Annotated in this window: 34 protein-coding genes; 33 read left to right on the top strand and 1 reads right to left on the bottom strand. The window is 51.3% G+C overall.

The window, feature by feature from the left end; genetic code table 11:
* The first annotated feature begins 10 nt into the window (after positions 1 to 10).
* Positions 11 to 568, top strand: coding sequence for a hypothetical protein (locus tag ACJJIC_RS15875; RefSeq protein ID WP_444909307.1), 558 nt, complete (start codon positions 11 to 13; stop codon positions 566 to 568).
* Here ACJJIC_RS15875 and ACJJIC_RS15870 read toward each other — a convergent pair.
* On the bottom strand, positions 499 to 771 hold the full coding sequence (locus ACJJIC_RS15870; protein WP_444909308.1) for a hypothetical protein: 273 nt from the start codon (positions 769 to 771) through the stop codon (positions 499 to 501). The genes ACJJIC_RS15875 and ACJJIC_RS15870 overlap by 70 nt on opposite strands.
* 110 nt (positions 772 to 881) lie before the next feature.
* Here ACJJIC_RS15870 and ACJJIC_RS15865 point away from each other — a divergent pair, with 110 nt between their 5' ends.
* The 32 genes from ACJJIC_RS15865 (at position 882) to ACJJIC_RS15710 (ending at position 24,091) form a co-directional block, all read left to right on the top strand.
* Positions 882 to 1,544: a hypothetical protein gene (locus ACJJIC_RS15865; protein ID WP_444909309.1), complete on the top strand. Its 663-nt coding sequence runs from the start codon at positions 882 to 884 to the stop codon at positions 1,542 to 1,544.
* Between the two features lie 209 nt (positions 1,545 to 1,753).
* On the top strand, positions 1,754 to 2,086 hold the full coding sequence (locus ACJJIC_RS15860; protein ID WP_444909310.1) for a hypothetical protein: 333 nt from the start codon (positions 1,754 to 1,756) through the stop codon (positions 2,084 to 2,086).
* 136 nt (positions 2,087 to 2,222) lie between these two features.
* Positions 2,223 to 2,615 carry a DUF5675 family protein gene (locus ACJJIC_RS15855; protein WP_444909311.1) on the top strand — a complete coding sequence of 131 codons (393 nt, stop codon included), beginning with the start codon at positions 2,223 to 2,225 and terminating at the stop codon, positions 2,613 to 2,615.
* Positions 2,615 to 2,833: a hypothetical protein gene (locus tag ACJJIC_RS15850; protein ID WP_444909312.1), complete on the top strand. Its 219-nt coding sequence runs from the start codon at positions 2,615 to 2,617 to the stop codon at positions 2,831 to 2,833. The genes ACJJIC_RS15855 and ACJJIC_RS15850 overlap by 1 nt, the downstream gene beginning before the upstream one ends.
* A 37-nt stretch (positions 2,834 to 2,870) precedes the next feature.
* Positions 2,871 to 3,095: a hypothetical protein gene (locus ACJJIC_RS15845; RefSeq protein ID WP_444909313.1), complete on the top strand. Its 225-nt coding sequence runs from the start codon at positions 2,871 to 2,873 to the stop codon at positions 3,093 to 3,095.
* A 239-nt stretch (positions 3,096 to 3,334) separates the two neighbouring features.
* On the top strand, positions 3,335 to 4,069 hold the full coding sequence (locus ACJJIC_RS15840; protein ID WP_445357379.1) for a hypothetical protein: 735 nt from the start codon (positions 3,335 to 3,337) through the stop codon (positions 4,067 to 4,069).
* A 12-nt stretch (positions 4,070 to 4,081) separates the two neighbouring features.
* Positions 4,082 to 5,263 (top strand): terminase gpA endonuclease subunit, encoded by a 1,182-nt coding sequence (locus tag ACJJIC_RS15835; RefSeq protein ID WP_445357378.1) that lies wholly within the window; start codon positions 4,082 to 4,084, stop codon positions 5,261 to 5,263.
* A 2-nt stretch (positions 5,264 to 5,265) separates the two neighbouring features.
* Positions 5,266 to 5,712, top strand: coding sequence for a terminase gpA endonuclease subunit (locus ACJJIC_RS15830; RefSeq protein WP_444911010.1), 447 nt, complete (start codon positions 5,266 to 5,268; stop codon positions 5,710 to 5,712).
* Between the two features lie 66 nt (positions 5,713 to 5,778).
* Entirely contained in the window at positions 5,779 to 5,997 is a 219-nt protein-coding gene (locus ACJJIC_RS15825) for a DUF6148 family protein (RefSeq protein WP_444909316.1), read from the top strand.
* The gene (locus ACJJIC_RS15820) at positions 5,994 to 7,478 is read left to right on the top strand and encodes a phage portal protein (RefSeq protein ID WP_444909317.1); all 1,485 of its coding nucleotides are present in this window, start codon (positions 5,994 to 5,996) and stop codon (positions 7,476 to 7,478) included. The genes ACJJIC_RS15825 and ACJJIC_RS15820 overlap by 4 nt, the downstream gene beginning before the upstream one ends.
* Before the next feature lie 9 nt (positions 7,479 to 7,487).
* On the top strand, positions 7,488 to 9,455 hold the full coding sequence (locus ACJJIC_RS15815) for a ClpP-like prohead protease/major capsid protein fusion protein (RefSeq protein ID WP_445357377.1): 1,968 nt from the start codon (positions 7,488 to 7,490) through the stop codon (positions 9,453 to 9,455).
* A 98-nt stretch (positions 9,456 to 9,553) separates the two neighbouring features.
* Positions 9,554 to 9,925 carry a capsid cement protein gene (locus ACJJIC_RS15810; RefSeq protein ID WP_444909319.1) on the top strand — a complete coding sequence of 124 codons (372 nt, stop codon included), beginning with the start codon at positions 9,554 to 9,556 and terminating at the stop codon, positions 9,923 to 9,925.
* Positions 9,926 to 9,932: 7 nt separating this feature from the next.
* Complete coding sequence (locus tag ACJJIC_RS15805; RefSeq protein WP_444909320.1) at positions 9,933 to 10,232, top strand: head-tail joining protein; 300 nt, start codon at positions 9,933 to 9,935, stop codon at positions 10,230 to 10,232.
* Between the two features lie 211 nt (positions 10,233 to 10,443).
* Positions 10,444 to 10,761 carry a hypothetical protein gene (locus ACJJIC_RS15800; RefSeq protein ID WP_444890038.1) on the top strand — a complete coding sequence of 106 codons (318 nt, stop codon included), beginning with the start codon at positions 10,444 to 10,446 and terminating at the stop codon, positions 10,759 to 10,761.
* Positions 10,762 to 10,863: 102 nt separating this feature from the next.
* Positions 10,864 to 11,220 (top strand): hypothetical protein, encoded by a 357-nt coding sequence (locus ACJJIC_RS15795; protein ID WP_445357376.1) that lies wholly within the window; start codon positions 10,864 to 10,866, stop codon positions 11,218 to 11,220.
* A gap of 169 nt (positions 11,221 to 11,389) precedes the next feature.
* Complete coding sequence (locus tag ACJJIC_RS15790; protein ID WP_445357375.1) at positions 11,390 to 12,451, top strand: exonuclease/endonuclease/phosphatase family protein; 1,062 nt, start codon at positions 11,390 to 11,392, stop codon at positions 12,449 to 12,451.
* A 163-nt stretch (positions 12,452 to 12,614) separates the two neighbouring features.
* Positions 12,615 to 12,938 (top strand): hypothetical protein, encoded by a 324-nt coding sequence (locus ACJJIC_RS15785; protein WP_444909323.1) that lies wholly within the window; start codon positions 12,615 to 12,617, stop codon positions 12,936 to 12,938.
* 89 nt (positions 12,939 to 13,027) lie between these two features.
* Positions 13,028 to 13,291, top strand: coding sequence for a hypothetical protein (locus ACJJIC_RS15780; protein WP_445357374.1), 264 nt, complete (start codon positions 13,028 to 13,030; stop codon positions 13,289 to 13,291).
* Between the two features lie 166 nt (positions 13,292 to 13,457).
* Positions 13,458 to 14,168, top strand: a complete 711-nt coding sequence (locus ACJJIC_RS15775; RefSeq protein ID WP_444909325.1) for a hypothetical protein — start codon at positions 13,458 to 13,460, stop codon at positions 14,166 to 14,168.
* Positions 14,169 to 14,270: 102 nt separating this feature from the next.
* A complete protein-coding gene (locus ACJJIC_RS15770; RefSeq protein ID WP_445357373.1) occupies positions 14,271 to 14,663 on the top strand; it encodes a hypothetical protein in 393 nt (130 codons plus the stop codon).
* 51 nt (positions 14,664 to 14,714) lie between these two features.
* A complete protein-coding gene (locus tag ACJJIC_RS15765) occupies positions 14,715 to 15,188 on the top strand; it encodes a phage tail tube protein (RefSeq protein WP_444909327.1) in 474 nt (157 codons plus the stop codon).
* 10 nt (positions 15,189 to 15,198) lie between these two features.
* The gene (locus ACJJIC_RS15760) at positions 15,199 to 15,558 is read left to right on the top strand and encodes a phage tail assembly chaperone family protein, TAC (protein WP_444909328.1); all 360 of its coding nucleotides are present in this window, start codon (positions 15,199 to 15,201) and stop codon (positions 15,556 to 15,558) included.
* 20 nt (positions 15,559 to 15,578) lie between these two features.
* The gene (locus ACJJIC_RS15755) at positions 15,579 to 15,842 is read left to right on the top strand and encodes a phage tail assembly protein T (RefSeq protein ID WP_444909329.1); all 264 of its coding nucleotides are present in this window, start codon (positions 15,579 to 15,581) and stop codon (positions 15,840 to 15,842) included.
* 16 nt (positions 15,843 to 15,858) lie between these two features.
* Positions 15,859 to 18,105 (top strand): phage tail length tape measure family protein, encoded by a 2,247-nt coding sequence (locus tag ACJJIC_RS15750; RefSeq protein WP_445357372.1) that lies wholly within the window; start codon positions 15,859 to 15,861, stop codon positions 18,103 to 18,105.
* Positions 18,105 to 18,698, top strand: a complete 594-nt coding sequence (locus ACJJIC_RS15745) for a DUF2460 domain-containing protein (protein WP_444909331.1) — start codon at positions 18,105 to 18,107, stop codon at positions 18,696 to 18,698. The genes ACJJIC_RS15750 and ACJJIC_RS15745 overlap by 1 nt, the downstream gene beginning before the upstream one ends.
* Positions 18,695 to 19,639 (top strand): phage/gene transfer agent baseplate hub protein, encoded by a 945-nt coding sequence (locus ACJJIC_RS15740; RefSeq protein WP_444909332.1) that lies wholly within the window; start codon positions 18,695 to 18,697, stop codon positions 19,637 to 19,639. Before ACJJIC_RS15745 ends, ACJJIC_RS15740 begins: the two co-directional genes overlap by 4 nt.
* Positions 19,639 to 20,082 (top strand): NlpC/P60 family protein, encoded by a 444-nt coding sequence (locus tag ACJJIC_RS15735; RefSeq protein ID WP_444909333.1) that lies wholly within the window; start codon positions 19,639 to 19,641, stop codon positions 20,080 to 20,082. Before ACJJIC_RS15740 ends, ACJJIC_RS15735 begins: the two co-directional genes overlap by 1 nt.
* The gene (locus ACJJIC_RS15730; RefSeq protein ID WP_444909334.1) at positions 20,070 to 20,990 is read left to right on the top strand and encodes a hypothetical protein; all 921 of its coding nucleotides are present in this window, start codon (positions 20,070 to 20,072) and stop codon (positions 20,988 to 20,990) included. Before ACJJIC_RS15735 ends, ACJJIC_RS15730 begins: the two co-directional genes overlap by 13 nt.
* Positions 20,987 to 21,922: a hypothetical protein gene (locus ACJJIC_RS15725; protein ID WP_444909335.1), complete on the top strand. Its 936-nt coding sequence runs from the start codon at positions 20,987 to 20,989 to the stop codon at positions 21,920 to 21,922. The genes ACJJIC_RS15730 and ACJJIC_RS15725 overlap by 4 nt, the downstream gene beginning before the upstream one ends.
* Before the next feature lies 1 nt (position 21,923).
* Positions 21,924 to 22,511: a hypothetical protein gene (locus ACJJIC_RS15720; RefSeq protein ID WP_444909336.1), complete on the top strand. Its 588-nt coding sequence runs from the start codon at positions 21,924 to 21,926 to the stop codon at positions 22,509 to 22,511.
* Positions 22,512 to 22,538: 27 nt separating this feature from the next.
* Positions 22,539 to 23,714, top strand: a complete 1,176-nt coding sequence (locus ACJJIC_RS15715) for a phage tail protein (protein WP_445357371.1) — start codon at positions 22,539 to 22,541, stop codon at positions 23,712 to 23,714.
* Entirely contained in the window at positions 23,618 to 24,091 is a 474-nt protein-coding gene (locus tag ACJJIC_RS15710; RefSeq protein WP_444909338.1) for a hypothetical protein, read from the top strand. Before ACJJIC_RS15715 ends, ACJJIC_RS15710 begins: the two co-directional genes overlap by 97 nt.
* The last annotated feature ends 4 nt before the right edge of the window (positions 24,092 to 24,095 follow it).

Genomic DNA, 24,095 nt, shown 5'->3' with positions numbered 1-24,095 from the left:
AAAGCGTTCGGTGATTAATGCCATCGAAGAGTTGGAAGAACTGGGCTACCTGAGCGCCGAAAAATCCAACGGGCGCAGGACCAATTATGACCTCTTTTTACACGTAAACCGGTGCAATGATTTCACCGGTGAAAAATCTTCACCGGTGAAAATAAAACACGAACCGGTGAAATCTGTGCACCCAACCGGTGAAAATGACAACACGTCCTTCTCTATAGAACCAGTAAGAACCAATAAGAAACCAGTAGAGAGAGGCACAGTTCCAAATCGCGCCAACCCCAAACGCGGCACACGCTTGCCTGGAAACTGGATTCTCACTGACAAATTCCGCACCGAAGCCCAACGCCTCCGCCCAGACCTGATCCACCGAATCCACGACATTGCCGAAAGCTTCCGCGATTACTGGATATCCCAACCCGGCCAGCGGGGCGTAAAACTCGATTGGCTCGCCACCTGGCGTAACTGGCTAAAACGCGAGAAGTACTTCGCACCTCAACCTCAGGCGTCAGGGCAGCGGCTAACGCGAAATCTCAGCGCAGTAGAAATCGCAACGGATACCAATTGGTAAAACCCAATCACCAAGGAGAGTTCACCATGTGCACAGTCACCATCCCAGAAGCCATCGAAAGGATTTCCACAACCAACCCCAGCAGCCCGCTGGCCGTATTCCGCACCAAGTACGCTCACCTCGTGGAGGTTGTGTTCGCGAATACGGTGGTTACCCAATTCTGGATAAACCAGGGCCACATAAATTACCTGGGCACGTATCACCGAGACAATTTGCACGCAGCCGAAAGGCGACTTCAGGATTATTTCGAGAGCATGCCGCAGGCTGCTTGATGGGGTGCTTGGTTGCTTGAAAATTGCTTGGGGGGCATGACATGAGATTCGATAGTGCTAGGCAAGCGTGGCACGACGCCTTTGATAGCTCCACAGCTGCATTTGATTATGAAGCCATGGGCGGCAGAAGTACGGTTTCCTCAGCTGGGAGAGGGCGAAAGGTTGTAATTCGCGGAGAGGTGCAGGGCAGGGCCAACCAAGTCATTTGCCGGGTTGCAGCCCCAACAGTAATTGCGAAAGAAACCCCGGGAACTAAGGACAGCGGCAATCGCATCATGGATGCCTGTGAAAAGGGGTTAATCCAAGATGCAGTTGCAAAGCTGCGAGTGAGTGATCCGTTGGCATACTGCTGGGGCATGGCCGCCTACGCCCCGCCAGCCTCAAGAGTCAAAGAGCGAGCAACACTATTGAAATACTTGATGAGTGAGTTCGACAAATGGGATGAACCGCACCCACGAGAAAAGGTTAGCCAGCTAGCGCTATTTTGTATTAATGCGTGTGCACTGCGAGATGTAAATGGCCGATTAATAGACCTGGGCCAAGCGCGGACAATTTTAGGGTGTGACAAAAAGCGTTGGGATAGGGAGTGGGTAAAAATTTGGAAACGTTTGCAGCGGCGTTTGGACTCTCTACCCGCAAGAGCTTTAGGGCCTATTTCTGAAGTTGTACAGGGGTACAGAGGGCGGCTTAAAGCCGCTTGTTGACAGCTTTGTCCTGAGTAGGTATAAATTCCCTAGTGTGCAGTTTTTCTGCTTTGCAGAATAAAGCCGGCCTCTGAGCCGGTTTTTTTGTGCCTGTAATGTGGTTGGAACTCGAGTATTTGGTGTAGAGATAAATAGAGTGTCATAATATATAGTATACTCATCTTTTCTTTGTGTAATCTTTGAACATTTTTTCAGGGAATTAAGAGTAAATGGCGAAATTAATTAAGTCTTTAATTTATTCAGTGGTTGCTGTAATCCTTTTAAATAATGCCGTATATGCTTCAGTGCAGTGTAGTGAAAAAGTCCTCAGGACCATTGTCCATAAAAATGGAAGTGTATACTTCTCCACAGATAAGACCTGTGCGGATATGTGGTGCAAGATAGATTTCGAAGATCCCAAACAAATTGATAGGGCGTACTCGATGCTTTTATCAGCTACGGTTGCTGATAAGAGTGTTGCATTTGTGTGGCCTAACATTTCAACCTGTGATGAAAAAAATTCAAATCAAGCATCTCCAGACTATCTTGATGTTCGTCCTTAAATAGTACAGTTTTTATTTAAATGATATGAGGTTTCGGGTGAGCTAGATTCATCGCCTGAAAAATTCTCATTCTGCTGAATGCCAAGCCCGCTCTAAGCGGGTTTTTTTGTGCCCGAAATCCGGGAGCTAATACCTCATGTTTGAATTAACGCGATTCGCCTATGGGCCTGATGCCACATTGGGGCGGCTGAGAGTGCACGACTGTGTGTTTTATACGGTAGAGCGTCCGTGGTTGGGGAATCGTCCATTCGAGAGCTGTATTCCTGAAGGGGTGTATTCCTGTAATCCCTATAACTCACCAAGGTTCCCCAATGTGTGGGAGCTTCAGGAAGTCCCTGGCCGTACAAAAATATTAATCCACACCGCTAATTATTCGGCGGATGTGCAGGGTTGTATTGGTATTGGTTCTGGCTTGGCTCCCGGTGGCTGGTGGGTTATGCAATCCCACAAGGCAATGCAGCAGCTGCGAGAGCTGCTCCCGCCTGAGTTTGATCTGACAATTACGCACTATGTGCCGGAGTATCCGTGATGGGTATTTGGTCTGGAGTGAAATCGCTATTCAGCAGTAACGCTAAACCTGTAGACGATATTCTCGATAGGGATAACGGGTTACTGGTGCGGGCTGGAGGTTGGATTGATGGCCTGTCCTATACCGATCAAGAGAGCGCAGAGGATGCAAAGGAAATCATTCTGCATGCACAGGAGTATCGATACTGTGGTGGCTCATGTAGAGAGCACAGCGAGTGAGAACACACAGCGAAGCTTAACCAGACGTTTTACGGCCTTGGCAATTATTCGTGTTGAGATGTTTTTGGTTATTGCTTCTGTAGTGGTGTGGACATGGAACTCTGAGTACGCGAAGTTTATTTGGGCTGTGGCTGGATCGACATTGATGTTCGGTGCGTTTTCGGCGGTGATTGTCTTTTTCTTTGGTTCCTATAGCATTGGCCGGCACATCATGAAACCGCTAGCAGCTCTGAAGCGTGCGGCAAAAGGGGTGGCGCAATGAGTCCAACTGATGCAGCACATACAGCAATGGAGCGGCTAATGATATGGATTGCGGGAGTGGGTAGCGTGACGGCTCAGCTCAGGTTGCATCGGCGTTTGAGCAATATGTAATTACCTACGGTGCATTCACCACCGGCCTGCTTTCCATCGTTGTTTTCGCTTATTACCGACATCAGGATATTAAGCTGAAGCGGGAGCAGATGAAGCGGGGTGAGGATAGCTCTGCTGAGGAGTGGGGCGATGGACGTTAGTGTCAAGGTCGATACCTCAATCTATAAAAATAGCTCGGCTAAATTGAAACGACAGTTACCGTATGCCGGTGCGGTGGCGGTGAACAATGTGTCAGTTCTGATTCGAGGGGAAGAGCGCTCAGCAATGGGGCGGGTCTTTGTTAAGCCGACACGATTTACACTTAATTCTGTTTTGGTTGAGAGGGCCACGAAGCGTTCGGGTGTTTCCAAAATTCATATCAGGGATGAAGCGACTAAGGGAACAGCACCTGAGAAATACCTAGCTCCGGCAGTTTTCGGTACTGCTCGTAATGAAAAAAGATTTGAGCGTGCGTTGCATGCTGCTGGTTTATTGCCCTCAGGTTGGTATGTGGTACCTGGGGAGGCTGCCAGACTGAACAAACATGGAAATATTACGGCTACCACTTATAGCAAGATTCTATCTCAAGTTAGAGCTAACCCTGACCCTATGCAGAACGCAACCAATAGTAAACGCAGCAAAGCTAAACGGGGAATAACCAAGGGCTATTTTGTTGGAAAGATTGAGGGCACCTTGGGAGTGTGGCAACGGGTTGGATACAAGCGCCGTCGGTCAGCACGCCCGATCTTAATCTTTGTAGAAGGCAGGCCCAACTATCGAAAACGTTTCCCGTTCTATCAGATCGCCGAAGGTATAGCGCGTCGGCACCTACCGATTGAGCTTGATAAAGCATTAAGTCATGCCATTGCGACAGCTAAGCCATAAGGCCGGCTGTTTATGGATGAAAAGCTGGTGCCGATTATCGAAGGCTCACCAGCGGTAAATCGGGTGATCGATGTCACCACCAGTCGCAAAGGCGGTAGCCGCTCGACGCGCAAGAAATTCCCCGGTGGTGAGGTGCGCACCATTGGCTCCAACTCGATATCCAATGTGAAATCCACCACGGCCCGCCGGGGCTATGTGGAGGAGCCGGACGATACTAATAAAGACGTTGGCGATCAGGGTGACTCCATTCGCCACTTGCGCGAACGCCTCAAGCGCATGCGCAATAAGAAATTGATTATTGGCGGCACGCCGGCGATTGCTGATCTTTCCCAAGTGGAGCACTACACCAAGCTCGGCACAATGCGCGTGCTACCGGTTACCTGTCACGACTGTGGTGAGTCCCATGTACTGGACTGGGAAAACGTCAGTTGGTTGGAGAAAGAGGGCGGCACACCGCACCCGGTATTCGGCCTGAATCAGCCAGAAACCGCCGTTTATACCTGTCCTAAATGTGGTAGTGCCTGGGATGACTACCGCCGCCAGGCCAATATCCTGCAGACCTGTAAAACCGCGCGGGAAAACGGCGATGACTTTGCCGGCTGGGTCAAAACCCAATGCGGCGAGGACTTTACAGAGGATGAAATCGAGCCGATAGAAACCTTTATGGAGCTATCGGAGCTTTATGTGTGTATTCCTGGCACTGGCTTGGCGGAGGTCGTCAGGGATTTCTTGGAAGCCGAACACGAAGCCAAAAGCGGCGATGAATCTGCACGCATCGTATTCCAAAACAACAAGTTAGGCAGGCCCTATAAATATGCGGCCAACCGGTTGCTGGATCATGAAAAACTGCAAGAAACTGCCGAGGATTATCCAGAATTATTTTGTCCGGCTGGTGGGTTGCTGGTTACTGTCGGTATTGATGTTCAGCATGACCGGCTTGCCATCACCATCCGCGCCTTTAGTCGCAATGAAGAAAGCTGGCAAATGTACTGGGGCGAAATCGATGGCGACATGGTAGATAAGCGCGATAGCTGCTGGGATGCCTTGGACAAGTTAGTTTTCCAAGGCTTCAAGCATGAGCGCTTTGGTGAGATTTACGCATCTGCAGTCAGTATCGATTCCTCTGATGGTACTACCAGCGGCGCGGTGTATGAATGGGTAAGAACTAGAGAAAAAAATATCGCCGCGTCCTAGTGATGGCAATTAAGGGCGATAGTAGAGACTTTGGCAGCAAAGAAATATTTTCACATCCAAGGAAAGCAGAGGTTAGTAACCCAACGCGCACTACTAAAGCCGATCGCCATCAAGTGAAGTTGTACATGGTGGGCACCCACAAGGCTAAGGATCTTATTGCCAGGCGATTGTTAGGCACCAGCGCTTATATGCACAGCTGCAAGCATGTGCGTCAGGATTACTGGGAGCAGGTCACCGCTGAAGTAAAAGCTCCAAGCAAAAAATATTCAGGAAGGGAAATTTGGCAGAAAAGACCTGGAAAGAGTAATGAAGGGCTAGATACCGAGGTCTATGCCCTACACGCGGCTTATTCCATGGAAGTACAAAAAAAGACTGAGAAAAAATGGTCAATTCTTGAGGCGCGTCTAGGCCAGCGCACGTTGTTTAGTGAACCTGATCAATCCCCATAATCCAATCAATCTACTAGAAAACCACCCCGGCCAGCACAGCCTGTTGGCTCCTTACTGGATAGTTAAATGTCTAAAACCCCGCAAGAGATGGTCGACCTCTATATTGAGGCCGAAATAGACGTGCTCGCCGGTAAAACCACGGTGATTAACGGCCGCCAATTTACCGCGGAGAACCTGCAGGAAATCCGTTCAGGTCGGCAGGAGTGGGAACGCCGCGCACAGCAAGAACAACTCAAGGCTACCGGCAAACGCCGCGGACCCGCCTACGCGAACTTTTACTCATGAACAAACTGGATTCTGTTATCGGGTTCTTTGCACCCGAGGCCGCTTTACGTCGCGTGCAAGCTCGCCGCGCCCTGGAGATCGCCGCCGCCTATGAAGCCGCGCGACCCAGTCGCCTGCGGAAAAACCCCGGTGATAACCGCAGTGGGGATTTAGTCATTGAAGGCAGCGTGGAAACCCTGCGCGGCCAGGCCCGGCACCTGGAGCAAAACCACGATTTTGCCTTTGGCATTCTCACTACCCTGACCAACAACATCGTCGGCCCGCGCGGTATCGATGTGGAGTTCCAACCTAAAACCTGGGATGGCGATATTCACGAAGGTCTCGCCAGCCAAATGAATGAGGCTCACAAGGAATGGGCGCGTCGCCTGGAATGTACCCGGCAGTTCAGCTGGGGCAAATCCCAGCGGCTTTTGTGCAATACCTGGCTGCGCGATGGCGAAACCCTACTGCGGCACCTGCAGGGCACAGTGCCCGGTTTAAAGCACCGTACCAATGTGCCTTACACCATCGAATGCCTGGAACCGGATTTTCTGCCGGTGGATTACAACGATCCCAGCAAACGCATAGTGCAGGGCATTGAGAAATCCGCCTGGGGCGAAGCCAAGGCATTTTGGCTCTACGACGAGCACCCCGGTGCCTCACTGAACTGGCGTATGAAACGCAGGCGCCACAGTGCGGAAAATATCGAACACCTGAAATTTGTGCGCCGGCTGCACCAGAGCCGAGGGGTTTCCATCTTTGCAGCGGTAATGAATCGCCTCAACGATATTAAAGACTATGAAGAAAACGAGCGCGTTGCCGCCAAGATTGCCTCGGCCATGGTGGGTTTTATACAAAAGGGCAGCCCTGATACTTATGAGCATGATGATGCTTGGGATAGTGAAGGAAAGCGCATTCTCGATATCCGTGCCGGCGCCATCTATGACGATCTCCGCCCCGGGGAATCTGTCGGCACCATTCAAAGTAATCGCCCAAGCGGTCTGCTAACGCCATTTTTAGAAACCATGCACCGCATGGCTGCTGCCGGCACCATGGCCAGCTTTAGCGGTATCAGCAAAAACTACAACGGTACTTATAGTGCGCAGCGCCAGGAACTGGTGGAGCAGTGGACCAATTACGAAACCCTCAGTCTGGAGTTCTGCGAGGAGATCGTGGAACCGGTCACCCGGCGCTGGGTGCAAATGGGTTTATTAGCAGACACCTTTCAAGTACCCGCTGATGTCGACCCGGCCACCCTGATGCACGTCGATTTTATTACTCCGGTCATGCCCTGGATTAATCCAGCCCACGAAGCCAGCGCCGATGAAACCCTGCTGGAAAATGTTCTGGTCAGCCCGCAGCAGACCATTCGCCGCCGAGGCAAAAAACCTGATGACGTTGTTAAACAAACCGCTGCTTGGCAGAGGAAGTTGGAAGAGAACGGAATCACCACCCCAAGCAAACGCGCTGCGGTCCCCGCAGGAAATACTGAATCCGAGTAGGAAACTGCTATGCCCAAAAAATCTTGGTACAGCATTACCGCTGCTGCAAATGCGACTGAAGCCGATATCTATCTGTACGATACCATCGGTTATTGGGGGGTAACGGCAAAAGACTTTGCCCGAGATCTCAAAGCGCTAGGCGATGTCAGCAAGATCAATCTGCATATCAACTGCCCCGGTGGGGATGTGTTCGATGGCACCGCCATTTACAACCTGCTCAAAGATCACAAAGCCGAGGTGGAAACCTGGATTGAAGGCATCGCAGCCAGTATGGGCAGTGTGATCGCCTTAGCCGGGGACACGGTTCATATCGCTGAGAATGCCTATTACATGGTGCACAACCCCAGCGCCGGTGTGCGAGGCGATGAGCGCGCCCTGGAAAAAACCAAGAGCCTGCTGGCCAAAGTCAAAACCACCATGAAAAGCCTGTATTCCTCACGCACCGGTATGTCGGATGAGGAAATCAGCCAAGTGATGGATGACGAAACTTGGTATACCGGCGCCGAAGCCGTGGAAGCGGGTTTTGCTACCGACACCACCGCAGCAATGGAAATGGCTGCCAGCTTTAATGCCGATCACTTAAACCAGTTCAAAAATACCCCGCAAGCTATTAGTGCTTTGGTTATGCAGGGGCCCACTGAATTTAAATTCCCGTCTGCGGTTGCAGACAATCCCCCCAAAACCAAGGAGGCGCAAGCCATGACTACAACCACCTCCACCATGCCAGCTGCAACCGCTGCACCCGAGGTTACCCCAGAAATGAAAGCGCAGATTGCTGCCGATGCCAGAGCACAATTTGCAGTGGATGAGCAAAAACGCAAAGACACTATCAAAGCCGTTTTTAAGGGATTCGAGGCGCACAGTGTTGTTATGCAGGAATGTCTCAATGATATGGACTGCACCGCTGAAAAGGCCAAGGATAAACTGCTCACAGCCCTGGGTAACCAAACCCCAACCCCAGTGCAAAGCTACAGCGTAGTGGTGCAGGAAGGTGAGGGTATCAAGCGTATTAAGGCGGATGCTGAGAATGCCATTGCCATGCGTGCCTTTGATGAGAAACGCACCGAAGGCAACAGTCTGGCCGGCTATACCATGCTGGAAATTGCCCGTATGTTTATGCACGCCCACGGACAGAATTTAGCGGGCCTGGATAAAATGGGCGTGGTTGCCGCAGCGTTTACCCATAGCTCTGGTGACTTCGCTACCGTCCTGGGCAATATTGCTAATAAATCGATGCTGAAGGGCTACTCGGAAGCCCAGGAAGTATTCCCGCAGTTTACCGCCACTGGAAATTTAAGCGATTTCAAGATAGCTACTCGTACGGATCTTGGCACCTTCCCCTCATTGCGCCAAGTAGCACCCGGAGCAGAATTTAAATATGTAAGTATCGGAGAGCGCGCCGAAACTGCCGCGCTGGCTACTTACGGTGAACTCTTCTCCATTACTCGCCAGGCGATTATCAATGACGATCTGGGAGCCTTTACCCGCATCCCGCAAAAGATGGGCCTTGCTGCTATTCGCACAGTGGGAGACCTGGTGTTCAGTATCCTGATCAATAATCCACAAATGGCCGATGGCAAGGCCTTATTCCATACCGATCATGGCAACCTAGCTACTAAGGCAGGTATCAATACAGCCAGCATCGATGCCGCGCGGGTATTGATGGGTAAACAGAAGGACGGTACCGCTTTCCTAAATATCCGTCCCAAATTCCTGCTGTGTGATATTGCCGACGAGGGTGCCGCAAAGGTTGCGCTGGAGTCAGAATTTGAAGTTGGAGCTGCTGAGAAATCCAACACTGTACCCAACAGCGTGCGCAATATTGCCAGCGTGATCTCCGATGGTCGCCTTAGCGGACACAATGGCTGGTACCTCAATGCCGACCCAGTAGCGCACGACACTATCGAAGTGCTTTACCTGGATGCCGCTGCGAAAGCCTGGGATGCAAAAGGCATGGTGAAAACACCTAAGACCTAATACCCAGCTCAAACCGAATCAAACCTTAAAGAATCCGAAAAGGGCCGCACATCGCGGCCTTTTTGCTTACAGTAATTTACTCAATTGAGAGAAAGAGAATGGCTACTAATTTTGTGCAAGACGGGCGCATGCTGGATTTCACCAACAACACGAGTGCATTGATTGCCTCAGGCCAGGTGCTAGCAGTAGGCGCAGTGCTGGGCGTGGCGATGGATGATATTGCCGTGGGTGAGTCCGGTGTGATTGCTATTGAAGGCGTATTCACTGTGCCCAAGGTATCCGGTGCAGTGATTGGCCAGGGCGAGTTGCTCACCTGGGATGTATCCGCAGCTGCCTTTGACGATAGTACTGCAACAGCCGCAACCGGCGATATCACTGGCCCCACCGCCTTTGCCGCCGAAGCTGCCGGCGATGGCGTTACCAGCCTAGCGGTCAAATTTACCGGCGTACCGGGCACCGTGAAGGTCTAGGTGATTTATGGACCTGGACCAACGAACCGCAGAACGTGCGTTTCGCAAGTGGGGCAAGCCCGCTACCTATACAGACGGTAGCGGTGCTGAGCCAATTGATTGCCGCGTGATCAAGGATCAAGAGATTGACGACTTCGATGAGGATGAGCGTGTGCGGGTGCCGCGTATTGAGTTAAGCCTGCTGGTGAGTGAGGTAGGGGCTTACAACTCCGAGGCGGTGGTTACGCTTGGCGGTGTGGAGTATGCAGTGCGCAAGCGGTTGTTGGATGATGGGGTTGTTTGGCGGGTGTTGGTAGCTGAGTTATGAGGTGCATTTTGTGGCGACTTTATAATTAGAGGAGAAGCTGAGAGAATGGCAGAGCTGTACTGAAACCGATTTACATTCAATTTTCTTTCTGTCTATCAGAATGTATCGACCGTTTTTTTTAGTTTATCTAAGGGGAAGGGGCGAGATATAAGGTTGATAGATGTGAAGAGGTTTCTTGGAGCATATCGTTATTTTCTTTTGAGTATAAGTTATGAAATACGTATTATTTTTTATTCTTCTAATCTTTCATGCTCAGGCATCTGCCGCTTGGATATACAACACTAAAATTGTCGATGTTCGCTGGTATACAGATTATGGCTATATAACCGTTGAGAATGATGATGCATCTCAGTGTCCTGGAGCGCAGCCAACAAAGTACAAAAGGCTAGATGAGTCAAATCATGGGCATGAAAAAATAATTAGTATGGCATTGGCGGCAATGATGGCAAATAAGGAAATAGATTTGAATGTAAATGGTTGTTTTGAGGGTGAGTTCCCTGTAGTTACGGGAATAATTGTAAAGTCGTAATGCTGTAGATCGCGACAGCTTAATGTATGTAGTTGTGTGCATTTTTTTGGTAGTGTGAAAGAATATATCTTTCAAGAGTTTATGAGATGAGGTGCTCTGTTTATGCTAAATAAAATTTTATTTGTTATTTCCGGTTTGGTAGCTCTTTCTACTTTCTCTATGCAATCGTATGCATATTTAGAGTGTGGATATATTGATGTTAAAGGCATCACTGTGCAAGCGAATCGTGATAATGGTAGTGCTTACGCGAACACAATGCGTATTCACGTAAATTACCAAGGAGATTGCGTTGGTGTTAAATATGCATATCTTAAAAACTCAGAGTCATCTTACGCAAGTATTTTGTCTACTCTGCTAACTGCGCAGGCTTCAGGAAAGAAGGTAAGTGTAAATGTAAAAGAGTCTAGCGGTATCGCCTCTGATGCTCATGAAATTGAGTGGGTTAGTATTTGGGAGTAATGCTGTTAATTAAATTGTCACCCGTATCGCGCGGCGAACCTAGCAAGTAGACTTTATAGTGGTTGAATGTCTGTTTATTGTTGGTGTTCTAGGAGTGAGATATTTGAATGGCAGGTTAAGGCTTAATGGCTTATATGTTGGTTATGGATTTATTTGTTGAGTGCTTATAGTGAGAAAAATACAAAGTCTATTGTTTCCGTTTGTGCTTATTACCCTGTCTTTATCCGCAGTTAGTCTCCAGGCGGCAAGTTTTAAAGTGGTGAGCCATAATGTATGGTCTGGGTTTACTTCATTTTACGACTTAAATGTAGATGAGAAGCCGGAAAATCCCTTTAAGTTAAGTTGTGCGGATGATTACTATAAGTATAGAGGGAGGTTTGAAGCATATTTAAATTATTTGAGTGAAGAAGTGGTAAAGGATGAAGATTTTATTATTGCTTTTCAGGAAATGGACAACAAAACTAAGAGGGCATGCGGTGATAAATTTTCATTGACTCAGGAGATTGATGAGTATTTTTCACCGAGAGTCGAAAATCGTTTTTTAGGGTTGGTGCCAATGGATGGTGGGAAGGGTTATGATAACTCTCAATCTCACGGTGCAGCTGCAGGGGTTTATAATGGAAATGCAATTGTAACAAGCCCTAATGTTCTTGATACTAAGTATAAGACGGTTAGAGAAGTGGAAAGAGTGGATGGGAGCAAATTTTTGCGAGGATACATCGCAACTCTATTGGAAATTGAGCCAGGAAAGCAGCTTTGGTTTGTAAATATTCATGCTACTCATCATGATACCGATAAGAATCTGGCAGTTGACGATGCACGGAAAATGTTGACTGAAATGAAGGTTGTATATGAGGAGACGCCTAGGCCAATAATATTTGCTGGAGATTTTAATATTAAATTTGGCACGGAATACTATGATCAATTGATAGATTTGTTTGAAAAGCACTTCGAGGGAACGATCGAGGCCACACAACCAATAAACAAGACATACCATTACAAGATAAAAGATTCCGTTGGTGGCGGAAATACTTTGAAGGATAGTCATAAGATAGACTATATTTTTTACTATTCGCCAGGTGGTCAAATCAAACAAAAAGTATTGCCTGCTGGAGCCTTAAATAAGCATCCGATTCCTGTTATGTCTGCAGGGGCGAAAGATGCTTTATGTATTGATGGGGAATGTTTTCCGGATCATAAGTTAATATATGCTGAGTTTTACTGGCCCTAGCTTTTTATTGGTGGGTATAAATAGAAATGCTAGAAGTAAGCTTTCGATCCAATGAGGCTAGAGTATAGGGGGTATATCATGTTGCTGGTTGTGGTTTCTTGTTGTCATAGTTGAATTGATTGGTTTTAGTATTGATAATGTTGGATGGTTGAATGAGGTTGATATGAAGAAAGTTATATTTACAGCTGTGGCCTGCCTAGTTTCAATTGATGCTTTGTCACTTGGCAATGATAATTATTATAAAGTTGAGCATGTATATTCTTGGAAGAATGGTGAGGTTCATGTTTGGCTCGAAAAAAATGGTGGGGAGCATGTATGTCCAGATCAGACATATCCCACAAGATATTTGATGAGTCGAGAAAAGGCTATTGAGTTTGATCAAAAATTTTCATTGTTAGTTACTGCTAAGACTTCTGGGCAGGGAGTGAAAATGGAGTATACCTGTGATGAAACAAATAGACCCTGGATAGACTCAATCCGCTTTTAGATTTTGAAGAATCTGTTTGTAGTAATACAAATACCAAAACCCGCTCCAGCGGGTTTTTTTTGTGCCCAAAATTCCTGGAGTGCGTCCCAATGACCCAACGCATAACAATCCTCGATGCCGTTTTAAGCAATCTAAAAACCCTATCCGGCTACAACTTTCCCTCAGCTGGAAGCACTGAAGGCATCGAGCGGGAAAAGCTGCCGGCAATCTTTGTGGGTTTTACTTCGGAACAAGCAGAACAGGAGTTCTTAGGCACTACCCGCCAGCAGGATCTTATGGTAGCGATAGTGGTACACAGCCGGGGGATATCTATGACTTACTGGATCAGGCTGCGGCAGAGATTGAGGGAGTAGGATTAATTTCTGGCGGATAAGACCAGTTGCAGTCCCCTGGGTGGCTTGATAAAACTTTAAAATTGACATGGTAAGGTTTGGGTGATGTATGATGAAATAAGTCATGATATGGGTGTGGACCTGACCTCCAGTAGTTGATGTCGGTTGTTGAAGTCAAGGAGATGTAATGAAGTTTATTCCTATTTTAGTTGTAATGTTATTTGTGATCGGTTGTGAATCTGCGAGCATTACTCATAGAATTTCTGGTGAATATCGACCTCTAAGCAAGGTTGGAATTGTATTTAATTCCAGTGACGATGTGTGTTTATTTGGTAAAAAATACTCAGACATTTTTAATCATAGAGAAGTTGTTGTGGGTACAAGTATTCCTTACTTACAGACTTTGGGGTTGGATGCGACGGAAGTAGATATTCGAGATTATGGGGCCAATTCCGAAGTTTTGACTGTACGACATAAGCGGTCGAATACTGCGGAAGTTTTAGATATCAATCGTGTCGCATTTGGAAAAATCATGAATGATTTTGACCTTCTCCTAGTTATGGAGCATGGTTCGATCACGGGGAATTGGCTGCAGGGCGATTGCTTCGGAGCAATTAGTATCAAGCCACGCGAGTTTTATAATCAATATGGGTCATATGCCTTAACACCTGACTCCAATGATATGGCTTACTCACCACCCATTATGTGGATTTTTAAGAGGGGTCAGTACGAAAGCAAAGGTGTTGGGGTTTATTTTCATAGAGTAAAGGGAGTCCCCTTTCCTTATGAAAATCCAACAGATGAAAGTGGAATTGATCAATTCCTTTCATTTTACCAGGAGGTTATTGAAACTGAATTGAATAAAGCATTTATAGGCCTGCGACAAGCTAATAACTAAACTCATGAATAGGTGGGCAGTGTAAAGATACTGTCGAATTATTGATGCCCCAAACCCGCACCAGCGGGTTTTTTTATGCCCAAAATTCCTGGAGTAATCCCAATGACCCAACGCATCACCATCCGCGATGACGTTCTAAATAACCTGAAAATCCTATCCGGCTACAACGTCCCCTCAGCGGGCACCACGGAAGGCATCGAGCGGGAAAAACTGCCGGCCATTTTTGTGGGCTTTGCCACAGAACAAGCAGAACAGGAACTCTCGGGTACTACCCGCCAGCTGGATCTTGTCGTTTCGGTGGTGGTGCACAGCCGGGGAGATATCTATGAACTGTTGGATCAGGCTTCTGAGGATGTAGAGGGCGTCCTGCAGGATCGAACCCTGGGGGGTACCTGTGAAATTTTTGCGCTCTCACAAACCGGTTTCGCCTTAGATCAGGATCACCCGCTGGGCGAGGTGCGCCTGACCTATACCGCCCAATATTCCACTGAATGACGCACCCCTGCGTCGGACTTTCATTTCTATTAAAGCAACGGGAGAACCCCTATGTCTCAATTGGCTCAGGGCACCAATATCTATTTTATCGACCCGGCAGATGACTCTGTGAAGAAAGTGACCGGGCTGAACTCTTTTAACCCCGGCGGCAATCCGGCGGATCAGCTCGACGATACCTCTCTGGAGGACTTGGATAAAAAATTCAAACGGGGCCTGCGTACACCGGGGCAGGCGTCGGTGGGCCTCAAAATTGATCCGAGAAATGCGGTCCATAAACGCCTGCATGAGTTGTCCCAGGATGACACCGTGGAAAATATGAAATGGGCGGTGGGTTGGAGTGATGGCACCGAGGCGCCCACGGTGACAACCGGCGAGTGGACCTTACCAACTACGCGCACCTGGTTCACCTTTGAGGGCTATGTGGCCGACTTCCCCTTTGATTTCCAGCAGAACAGTCTGGTCACTGGTGAAATGTCGATCCAGCGCAGCGGCGGTTCCGCCTGGACGGTTAAGTCTTCAACTTAAGGGCGTAACTATGGAATTATCCATCGAATCCCTGCAGCAGCAGGGGGCTTTTTCCGGTGCGCCTGTGAAGCGTTCCATTACCTGGAAGCAGGGTGAACAGGAGTTGTCGGCAACCGTTTATGTCCGCCGACTCTCTTATCACAGCGCCGTCAGTGATGTGGCGGCGCTGCGTGGTGAGGGGGATGTGATTGCCGGGCGGATCGCTGCCTGTATTGTCGATGCCGAGGGCAAGCCGGTGTTTACCCCGGCGGATATTACCGGTGAGGCAGACCCGCAGCGCGGCCCGCTCAGTGCGAATCTGACCCAGGCCCTGCTATTGGAAATCGGCGCGGTCAATAATCTGGGAAAGACGCCCAGCTCAGCGAGCTAGACGAACTCTGGCATGAGTTGGTGCTGAATGGTATCGGCGGTTGCACCATCGCCGAGGCCCAGCAGCGACTCAGCTATGAAGAGGTCCAGCGCTGGGCACTCTACCGCAAAAAACGCGGCTCCCTACATCCGGGGATGCGAATCGAAAGGTCATCGGCACTACTCGCCACACTCTATGCCAATACCCATCGCGGTAAAGGCACCCCCGTAAAAATTACCGACTTTATGCCCCACGAGGAAGAGCCAGAGCTGTCGCTGCAAGAGGCGATGAAAAGCTGGTCCTAGGGGCCAGTGGATAGCTATGTCTAAAAAAAGCCTGGGCACATTAACGCTGGATTTAATCGCCAAAGTGGGCGGCTTTGAAAGGGGACTGGATAAGGCCACCCGCCATACGAATAAACGTATGCGGGAAATTAAAAAGAGCAGCCAAACCGCCGCACGGGCTATCGGGGCTGCCTTTGCCGCGATTGGTGCGGCAGTGGGCGCCAAGGAGATTATTGAGGCCACTATCCGCCAGGAAAACGCCATACGTCAGCTGGAAGCGCGCCTTAAATCCACCGAGGGTGCGGCCGGCCTCTCCTCGGAGGAATTGCAAAACCTCGCCGGCACCATGCAGCAGCTCACTACCTTTGGCGATGAAGCTGTGATGGAAATGGAAGCGTTGCTGCTGACCTTTACCAATATCCATGGCGAGGTATTTAAAAGGGCTACCCCGGCGATTCTGGATATGTCCGTGGCCATGGGTACGGATCTGCGTTCCTCGGCAGTACAGCTGGGCAAAGCGCTAAATGATCCAATTAAGGGTATTTCAGCCCTGAGCCGTACCGGTATTCAGTTTACCGACGCGCAGAAAAGCACTATTGAAGCCCTGGTGGAATCCGGTCGCATTGCTGAGGCGCAGGGGCTGATCCTTGAAGAGCTGGAAAAGCAATTTGGTGGCGCTGCCGAGGCGGCTGCCGATACTTTTGGTGGGGCATTAAAGCAGGCCCAGAACGCCTTTGGCGATCTGCTCGAATCCGAGGGCGGGCTCAATGAGGGGAAAGCGGCCCTGCAGGAGCTGACTGCACTATTGCAAGATCCGGCTACCAAGAAGGCGGCTGCTGCGCTTACCAATGGTCTGATTAAAGGCTTTACCGCAGTTTCCAAAGTGGTCACCGATACGGTGAACACGGTTCAACATCTGGCCGACGAATTCGCCGCAATTACTGTGGGCATCCATGCCGACGATATTGTACGCCTGGAGCGGGACGCTCAACGCATTCGCGACGTGCTGGATAGCAATGACCTCGGCCAGCGCCTGCGCTTCTTCGGCCCTAAAGGCGTGGTGGAATATTGGAATGATGAGGAATTAAAAGCGGAGCTGGCGCGGCTGGAATCCGCGATTGATACCTATTACAAACCGCGCTCAAAAATTACCGGAAACTCATCACCGGCTCCCGCCGGGCTAGTGGAAAATACCAGCCTGGTTACTGATGCGAACCCGGAGGGCGAGCTACTTCCGCCAGTAGATCACTGGCTGATTTTTAATGAGATGATCGAAGAACTCGGCACTGAATTTAAAGCCACCAAGGAAGAAGCCGAGGCCCTGCAGCGCAATCAGGAAGCCTATGCCGGCCTGCTGCGGGATCTGCGCACCGACGAAGAAGTGCTCACCGATCAGATGCGCGAGCGCCTGGCCATCGTCGATGCCATGGCCGGCCTGACCGAAGAGCAGCGAGCTAGCACCCTCTGCCGTATCGCCGACGCGGCCACCGAAGACGGCCCAACCCTGGGCGGTTTCGGCAGTGGTGAGGATGTTGAAGCCGCGCGCACCGAGCTGGAAGACTGGTATTCCACTCAACTGCAAATGCAGGAGCAATTCCGCAGTGAGCGCGCCGACCTCAATGCCACCTGGGATGAAGAGGAATTATCCCTGCGGCAGCAGTACGAAGAACGCCTTACCGAAATCACCCAGGCTAATGAAGACCTACGTCGCCAGCAGCAGCTGGAGGGTTACGCAACACTGATGGAGGTAGCAGGTCAGTATTACCAAGGTATGGAAGGTGAGGAGGCGGCCTATATGCGCACGGCCCTCGCTATCGGTCAAACCCTGCTGGATGAGAAAAAACGCAATGCCCTGCAGAGCGTAATCGCCAATACCCAGGATGCCGCTATGGGCGCCTACAACGCCATGGCCTCTATTCCCTATGTGGGCCCGGTACTCGGTGCTGCGGCGGCGGGTGCAGTCTACGTCACCGGCGGTTTGGCTGCGTCAAAAATTACCGGTATGGCCCACGACGGTATCGATGCGGTACCGGAAGACGGCACCTGGTTTTTGCAAAAAGGTGAGCGGGTTACCACCTCGGAAACCAGCGCAAAACTGGACCGCACCCTGGCCATGATTCAGGCGGATATGCACAGCGGTGTTGGCGGTGGCGATTACAGCCGCCCGGTTTCCATGACACAGAATATTCGCGTTGATGGCACGGTGAATAACCGCACCGCCACACAGCTCGCCCGCGAGAGCGAGCGTAAACAACGGATAAACCGCAGGAGGCTCGGCTCTTAATGTTTAATGAAAGTCGCCTGCTGGAAAAAGTGGCCTACGGTTCCGAATACGGCCACCGCTATAAAACCGATATCAAAGAATTACGCAGCGGGGTAGAGCGCCGCAATGCGGAGTGGGAGCGCCCGCTGGGCCGTTACTCGGTGCTGTTTAAAAACCTGGATTATGCCGACCATCAAATCGTGGTCGCCGCCCATCACGCCTGCATGGGTGCCCTGATTGGTTTTCGTTTTAAAGACGCCAGCGATTTTGAAGCGGAGCGGGAAGTGATTGGTTTCGGTACTGGCAGCAGTGAGAGCTACCAGCTGGTAAAAAAATATATATTCGGTGCTTTTTCCTATCAACGAAAAATAGCGAAGCCGGTGATCGGCCGGGTAACCATTTTTGCCGATGGCAATCCGGTGGCCGCCAGTATCGACTACACCACGGGCCAAGTGCAGCTCAGCGCCGATAACGATGCGGAAATTACCTGGAGCGGGGAATTCGATGTGCCGGTGCGCTTTGAGGATGATGAGATCGGTTTCAGTATCGACAATCGCCACCAGGCAATGCCGGTACTGAATGGCAATGTGGAACTGCTGGAGATTCGCCTGTGAGACAGATTCCCCCAGCACTCCAGGCCCACCTGGACAGCGGCGTCACCACGCTGTGCCGCTTATTAAAAATCACCCTCACCGATGGCCGCCAGTTTGGCGCCACTACTCTGGACCGCGATATCGAGTTTGAAGGGCTCACCTATTACGCGCAGAACGGTTTTGATTCCAGCATTATTGCCAGCGATACCAGTTTCGATGTGGACAACGCCGAGGGCTATTCGCTGTATAGCACCGACGTGCCCGGTATCACCGTAGCCATGGCAGAGCGCGGCGAATTGGACGGGGCGGAGTGGGCCATGGTTCTGGTGAATTACCGCGATCTGTCAATGGGTGCGCTGTTATTGGATGGCGGTGATGTGGGCGAGGTGCGCACCGCGCGCAATACGGTCTTTATGCCGGAATTACTCAGCTACGCCATGCGCCTGCGCCAGTCGATCGGCCATGTGGATTCCGTCACCTGCCGCGCGATTTTTGGCACCCCGGCCAATTCCCAGACCGGTTGCGGTGTGAATGCGGAAGCCCTGTGGCAGTCCGCCACCGTCACTGCTGTTAATGCTGATGAGCCAAAAGTCACCTATGTGGTGGGCAATATTGCCAGCCTGTCCACCGCCGCCAAGCGCTGGCGAGTGCGTTGGAAAAGCGGCAATAACATCTCCTCGCGCCTGTATCAGGTGGAAGCAGTCGATACTGCCAGTGGGCAGATCACCCAGATAGAACCATTGCCGTTTGCGGTAGCCGTGGGTGATCAATTAGAGATCCGCCCGGACTGCGACAAGACCTTTTCTGTCTGCCGCGATGTGTACGGCAATCACCTGGATTTTAAGGGTGAAAACCTAATTCCCATCGGCCAGGCCAGTGATACCCCCGGCGCCGGTGTGCCCGGCAGTACCGGTGGTGGCTCCTCTTACAATTCCAGAAATACCAGCCAGCAGCAACGCTAATGCAACAACAAAGAATCGACACACTGGCCTTTGCCCGCGGTCTGGTGGCTGCTGGTGTGCGCTGGCGCCACCGGGGCCGCACCGCCTGGGCGGTGGATTGCGTGGGTTTAATTGTGCTCAGCTTGCGCGCCGCCGGCCTGGAAATCGAAGATGAAAAACACTACGGCCGCGAGCCCTGGAAAGATGGCGTGCGCCGCAAAATGCGCGCGCGTTTCGGTGATCCTATTGCCGAGGATTTATGGCAGCCTGGTGATATCGCCGTTTTTAAAAGTCCGCAGCGCAGCGATCCCAGCCATGTGGGTTTTCTTGGCGATTACCCGCTTGGAAGCTCCGCTGATTTCTCCTTAATCCATGCCCACGCCGATCAGGATTGCAGAGAGCATGTATTGGATGCGCGCTGGCGCCGGCTACTGGTGGAGGTGTACTCGCCATGGGCGCTTTAATATTCGGCACCACTACGATTCAAGGGCGCAAGTTCGACAAGATCCAACTGCAGACCAGCAAGGCTGGGGTGCCGCGTCAGATTATTTTTGGGCGGGTAAAGCCGGTGATCGGCAATATTATCGCCACCACGCCGCCAAAAATTGTTAAGAAAAAACAAAAGCAAAAAAGCGGTAAAGGCGGCGGTAAGACCGAAGTCGTTAATGAAGAGGTTTATAGAACCTACGCCATTCGCATTTGCGAAGGCCCTATTACCGGTATCTGCAAAGTCTGGCGCAACAACGAATTAGTTTATGACCGCGACAGCGCTGACCCCACGCAGATCGATAATAACCAGGCGTTTTTACAGCTAGCCGAGTTTTTCCTCGGTGGCTTTAAACAGATGCCCTCGGCAGTACTGCAGGCCGCCTTTGGTATCAGTAACGTACCCGCGCATCGCGGCACCTGTTACCTGGTGATCGATAACGAAAACCTCACCAGTACCGGCGGTGCCATTCCGCAGTATGCGTTTGAAGTGGAGCGCTCTGAGGGTTTTACCCTTACTAGCAAGCCTTACCCGCTGGAGTCTGTGGATGCACTGGGTGCGGAGTTTGCCGAGGTGCGGCCCGCACCCGGTGCTGCAGTCCGTGACAACCTCACAAGCAGCCTGGTACAGGTCTCTGGTGAGCTGCGTCCCACTTTGCGTAGCTATGACCACTACCCGGACGAAAAAATCGGGGCAGCATTTGTCGGCGTCGCCGGTGAGCTGCGCTCCACTTTACGTGGCTATGACCACGCCTCACCAGAAAAAATAGCGGCGTCACTGGTTGGGGTATCCGGCGAGCTGCGCCGCGCATTAATTACCTATGGCGATGCCAGTACAGAATCCATTACTGCAACATTTGCTGGCGTATCGGGAGACCTTCAATGATTCACACCCATAACCGCGTGCGCGGTTTTTACAAACTGGAAATCTTCAAGGCTGTGGAAACGCCAACGGGCTTGAAAGAAATTCCCGGCAGCCGCCAACGGTGTGCCGAGTTTGAAAATCTGATCACCGATATCGGCTTAAATCGGCTGGGTATAGATTCCATCAGTGAGGTTATGAGCTATTGCTATGTGGGTAGCGGTAGCGCGACCCCACAGACCAGCGATAGTGGAATGAATCAGATTGTCGGTGTTACTGGGGATGGCCAGAGCCAAAGCGGTGGGGTACAGACTACCCAGCAGCCTTATTTTGCTTATTTTTCCAATACGCTGCGCTTTTCCCCGGGGGACGCCGCGGGCAACTTGTCGGAAGTGGGTGTAGGTTGGAGTGGTAACAGTAACCCCTATGTCTTCTCCCGTGCACTGATACAAGATGCCGATGGTAACCCCGCGAGCCTTACCGTGCGTTCAGATGAATATTTGGATGTGACCTATGAGCTGCGCGTCTATCCAGACTTTTCTGATACCGGCGGGCAGATTACTCTCGATGGTGAGAGCTACAACTACACAGCCCGCCCAGCGGGTTTTAGCACCATCAACAATGGCGGGTGGGCTTTGGGGCGGGCTAACTCCTATGCTCAGGCGCCATTCGCGAAAACTGGTCAGCTGGGCGATGTAACGGGGTTTCCCGATGGCATTACAGGTGCTGGGGTCGCCCAACCTCTGGTCTATGCGGACAGCAGCCTGCAGGCCTCTGTGCAAAATTCTTGGGGCTTAAGCAACGGTAATATCGGCGGTATCCGCTCGCTTGTCACTTATATCGGTTGGACTTGTTGGCAAGTCCAGTTTGACCGCGTGAGTGATGGTGCCGCCATACCCAAAGATAGCAACAAAGTCCTGACCCTGACCTTTACCCACAGCTGGGCGCGAGGCTGAAATGGCGCTGCCTGAAAACACCTTATCGAGCCAGCCGGTAGCCAGCCCCTTTATCGGCGGCGCCGCCCTACCGGTGCGAAATATTACCGATTACCAGCGCGGCGGTATTGCCCTGCAAGATCCCAGCCGAGGGCTGAATTTCCAAACCTGGCGCGCGCGGGTATTGGAGGATGGCAAAGCCATCGTATTGGATGCCCAGCAGGTGCGGGCCAGCACGGTGATCACTGGTAACAATATCACCGAGGTCAGTCTGGCCTTCGACCAGAATATGCGCCCAGTGATTGCTTACGTAGAGGCCGGCACGGCCAAGCTGTACTGGTATGACTCCAGCCAGGGCGCCCAGGCAACAACAACCTTCGCGGGCTTTGTTACCCCACGGGTTTCCCTGGACGATAAGCGCAGCACCCAGACCGGCAATAGTGATGTCATTTTTGCCTACTTAAAAAACGGCAATCTCTACTATCGCCAGCAGCGCGACCGCTACGGCACTGAGTATCTGCTGGCCAGCAATGTGAACAGCCCCGGCCTGGTGAAAATCGGTATGAGCCGCAATTTCCGTTTCCAGTTTTTGCTGAAAAGTCCTGAATAGAAAACCTCAAATCACTCAGAGCGATTTATGCCTTATCCCCTCTATGCCGTGGTTGCAGAGATCTGCGAGCGCGCCGGCCTGCCGTTTGGCAAATTCGATACCACCCTGCTGGAGGGTTATGTCTCGGGGATGCAGATCAGCAACGAGGCCCCCGCGTTCGAGCATATTCAGGAGCTGGCCAAGGCGTTCTTTTTTGATCCGGTCAATCGCGGCGATTCCCTGGTATTTACCCCGCGCGGTGCCGAGCTGGTAATGACCATCGACGAAAACGATTTGATCGGCGATAGCGACGACGAGAAAACCCGACGCTCCCCCGAGGAAATTGTGCGGGTTTTAAACCTGAACTATTACGATGCTGAAGGCGGTATCGATACCTGTAAGCAGACCAGTGATCGCAGCATCGATACACGTGGCGAGGGGGAAAAGAATATTGAAACCCCGCTGGTACTAGAGACCGACCAGGCCGCGCAGATCGCCGTGATTATGCACAAGGTGATGATCGAAGAGCAGCGCGGCGATTTTGAAATCACCCTGCCGGATAACTACTTAAAACTGACCCCCGGTGACGTGGTGCTGTTCCGTGGGGATCGTTGCCGAATTGATGAAGTTTCCCTGGATAACGGCGAGCAAAAATACAAACTGATCCACGACCGCAAAAGCGCCTATCAATCACAGGCCTTCGGCGTAGCTCCTATGGCCCCACCGGCCCCGGTGCAGCTGGTGCCGGGCTCTACGTATATCGAATTTATCGACGCGCCCATACTGGCCAGCGGTGATGATTTACAGCTGGGCTATTACGTGGCCATTGCCGGCAGCAACAGCGCCTGGGCCGGTGCCACAGTGGCTCTGTCCCTCGACGGGGGGCAGAACTATATAGAATCGGATAATACTGATATTGAAGCGGTGATGGGCGAGCTCACTACCAGCCTCGCCAGCCACAAGCGGGAAATCCCCGATACGCACAACCGCGTACAGCTACGCCTCTATGATAGTGGCGACGCGCTGGAAAACCGCACCTTGGCCGAGTTGTTAAACCGCCAGAATAGGGCGCTGATCGGCAATGAAATCGTCAGCTTTGGCGAGGCCGAAGAAATCAGCCCCGGCGTGTGGGAAATCGGTTATTTCCTGCGCGGGCGCCTCGGCACCGCACCAGCCAACCACCCGGCGGGCACGCGCTTTATATTACTGGAGCCAACACGCTGAATTTTATTCCCGCCGAGCGCTACAACCTCGGCCAGACACTCACCTTCCGCGCCACCAGTATTGGCAGCGGCAAAGAGACAACCACCAGCGGCACCTTCATCGGTGCCAGCCATACCGAACCCGCCCCGGCCAATCTCAATGCGCACCGCGCAAATGGCCAGCTGGTAATTCAATGGCTCGGAGTAGGGCGCCTGGGTGGCCGCGCCGCCTACGATCAAAGCCAGTTTTTTGCCGGCTACCGGGTAACGGTCAACGGCCAAAGCACAGACACCACAGCAACCACTTTATCCATTGCAGACCCAGGCACCGCCACGATTAAAGTCAGCCAGCTAAACAGTATCACCGGCCCAGGCCTGATGACACAAATCGGCATATAAGCAG

It is taken from the genome of Microbulbifer mixtoriginis (SeqCode), from assembly GCF_052468275.1.
This window is presented reverse-complemented; position numbering and strand designations above follow the sequence as displayed.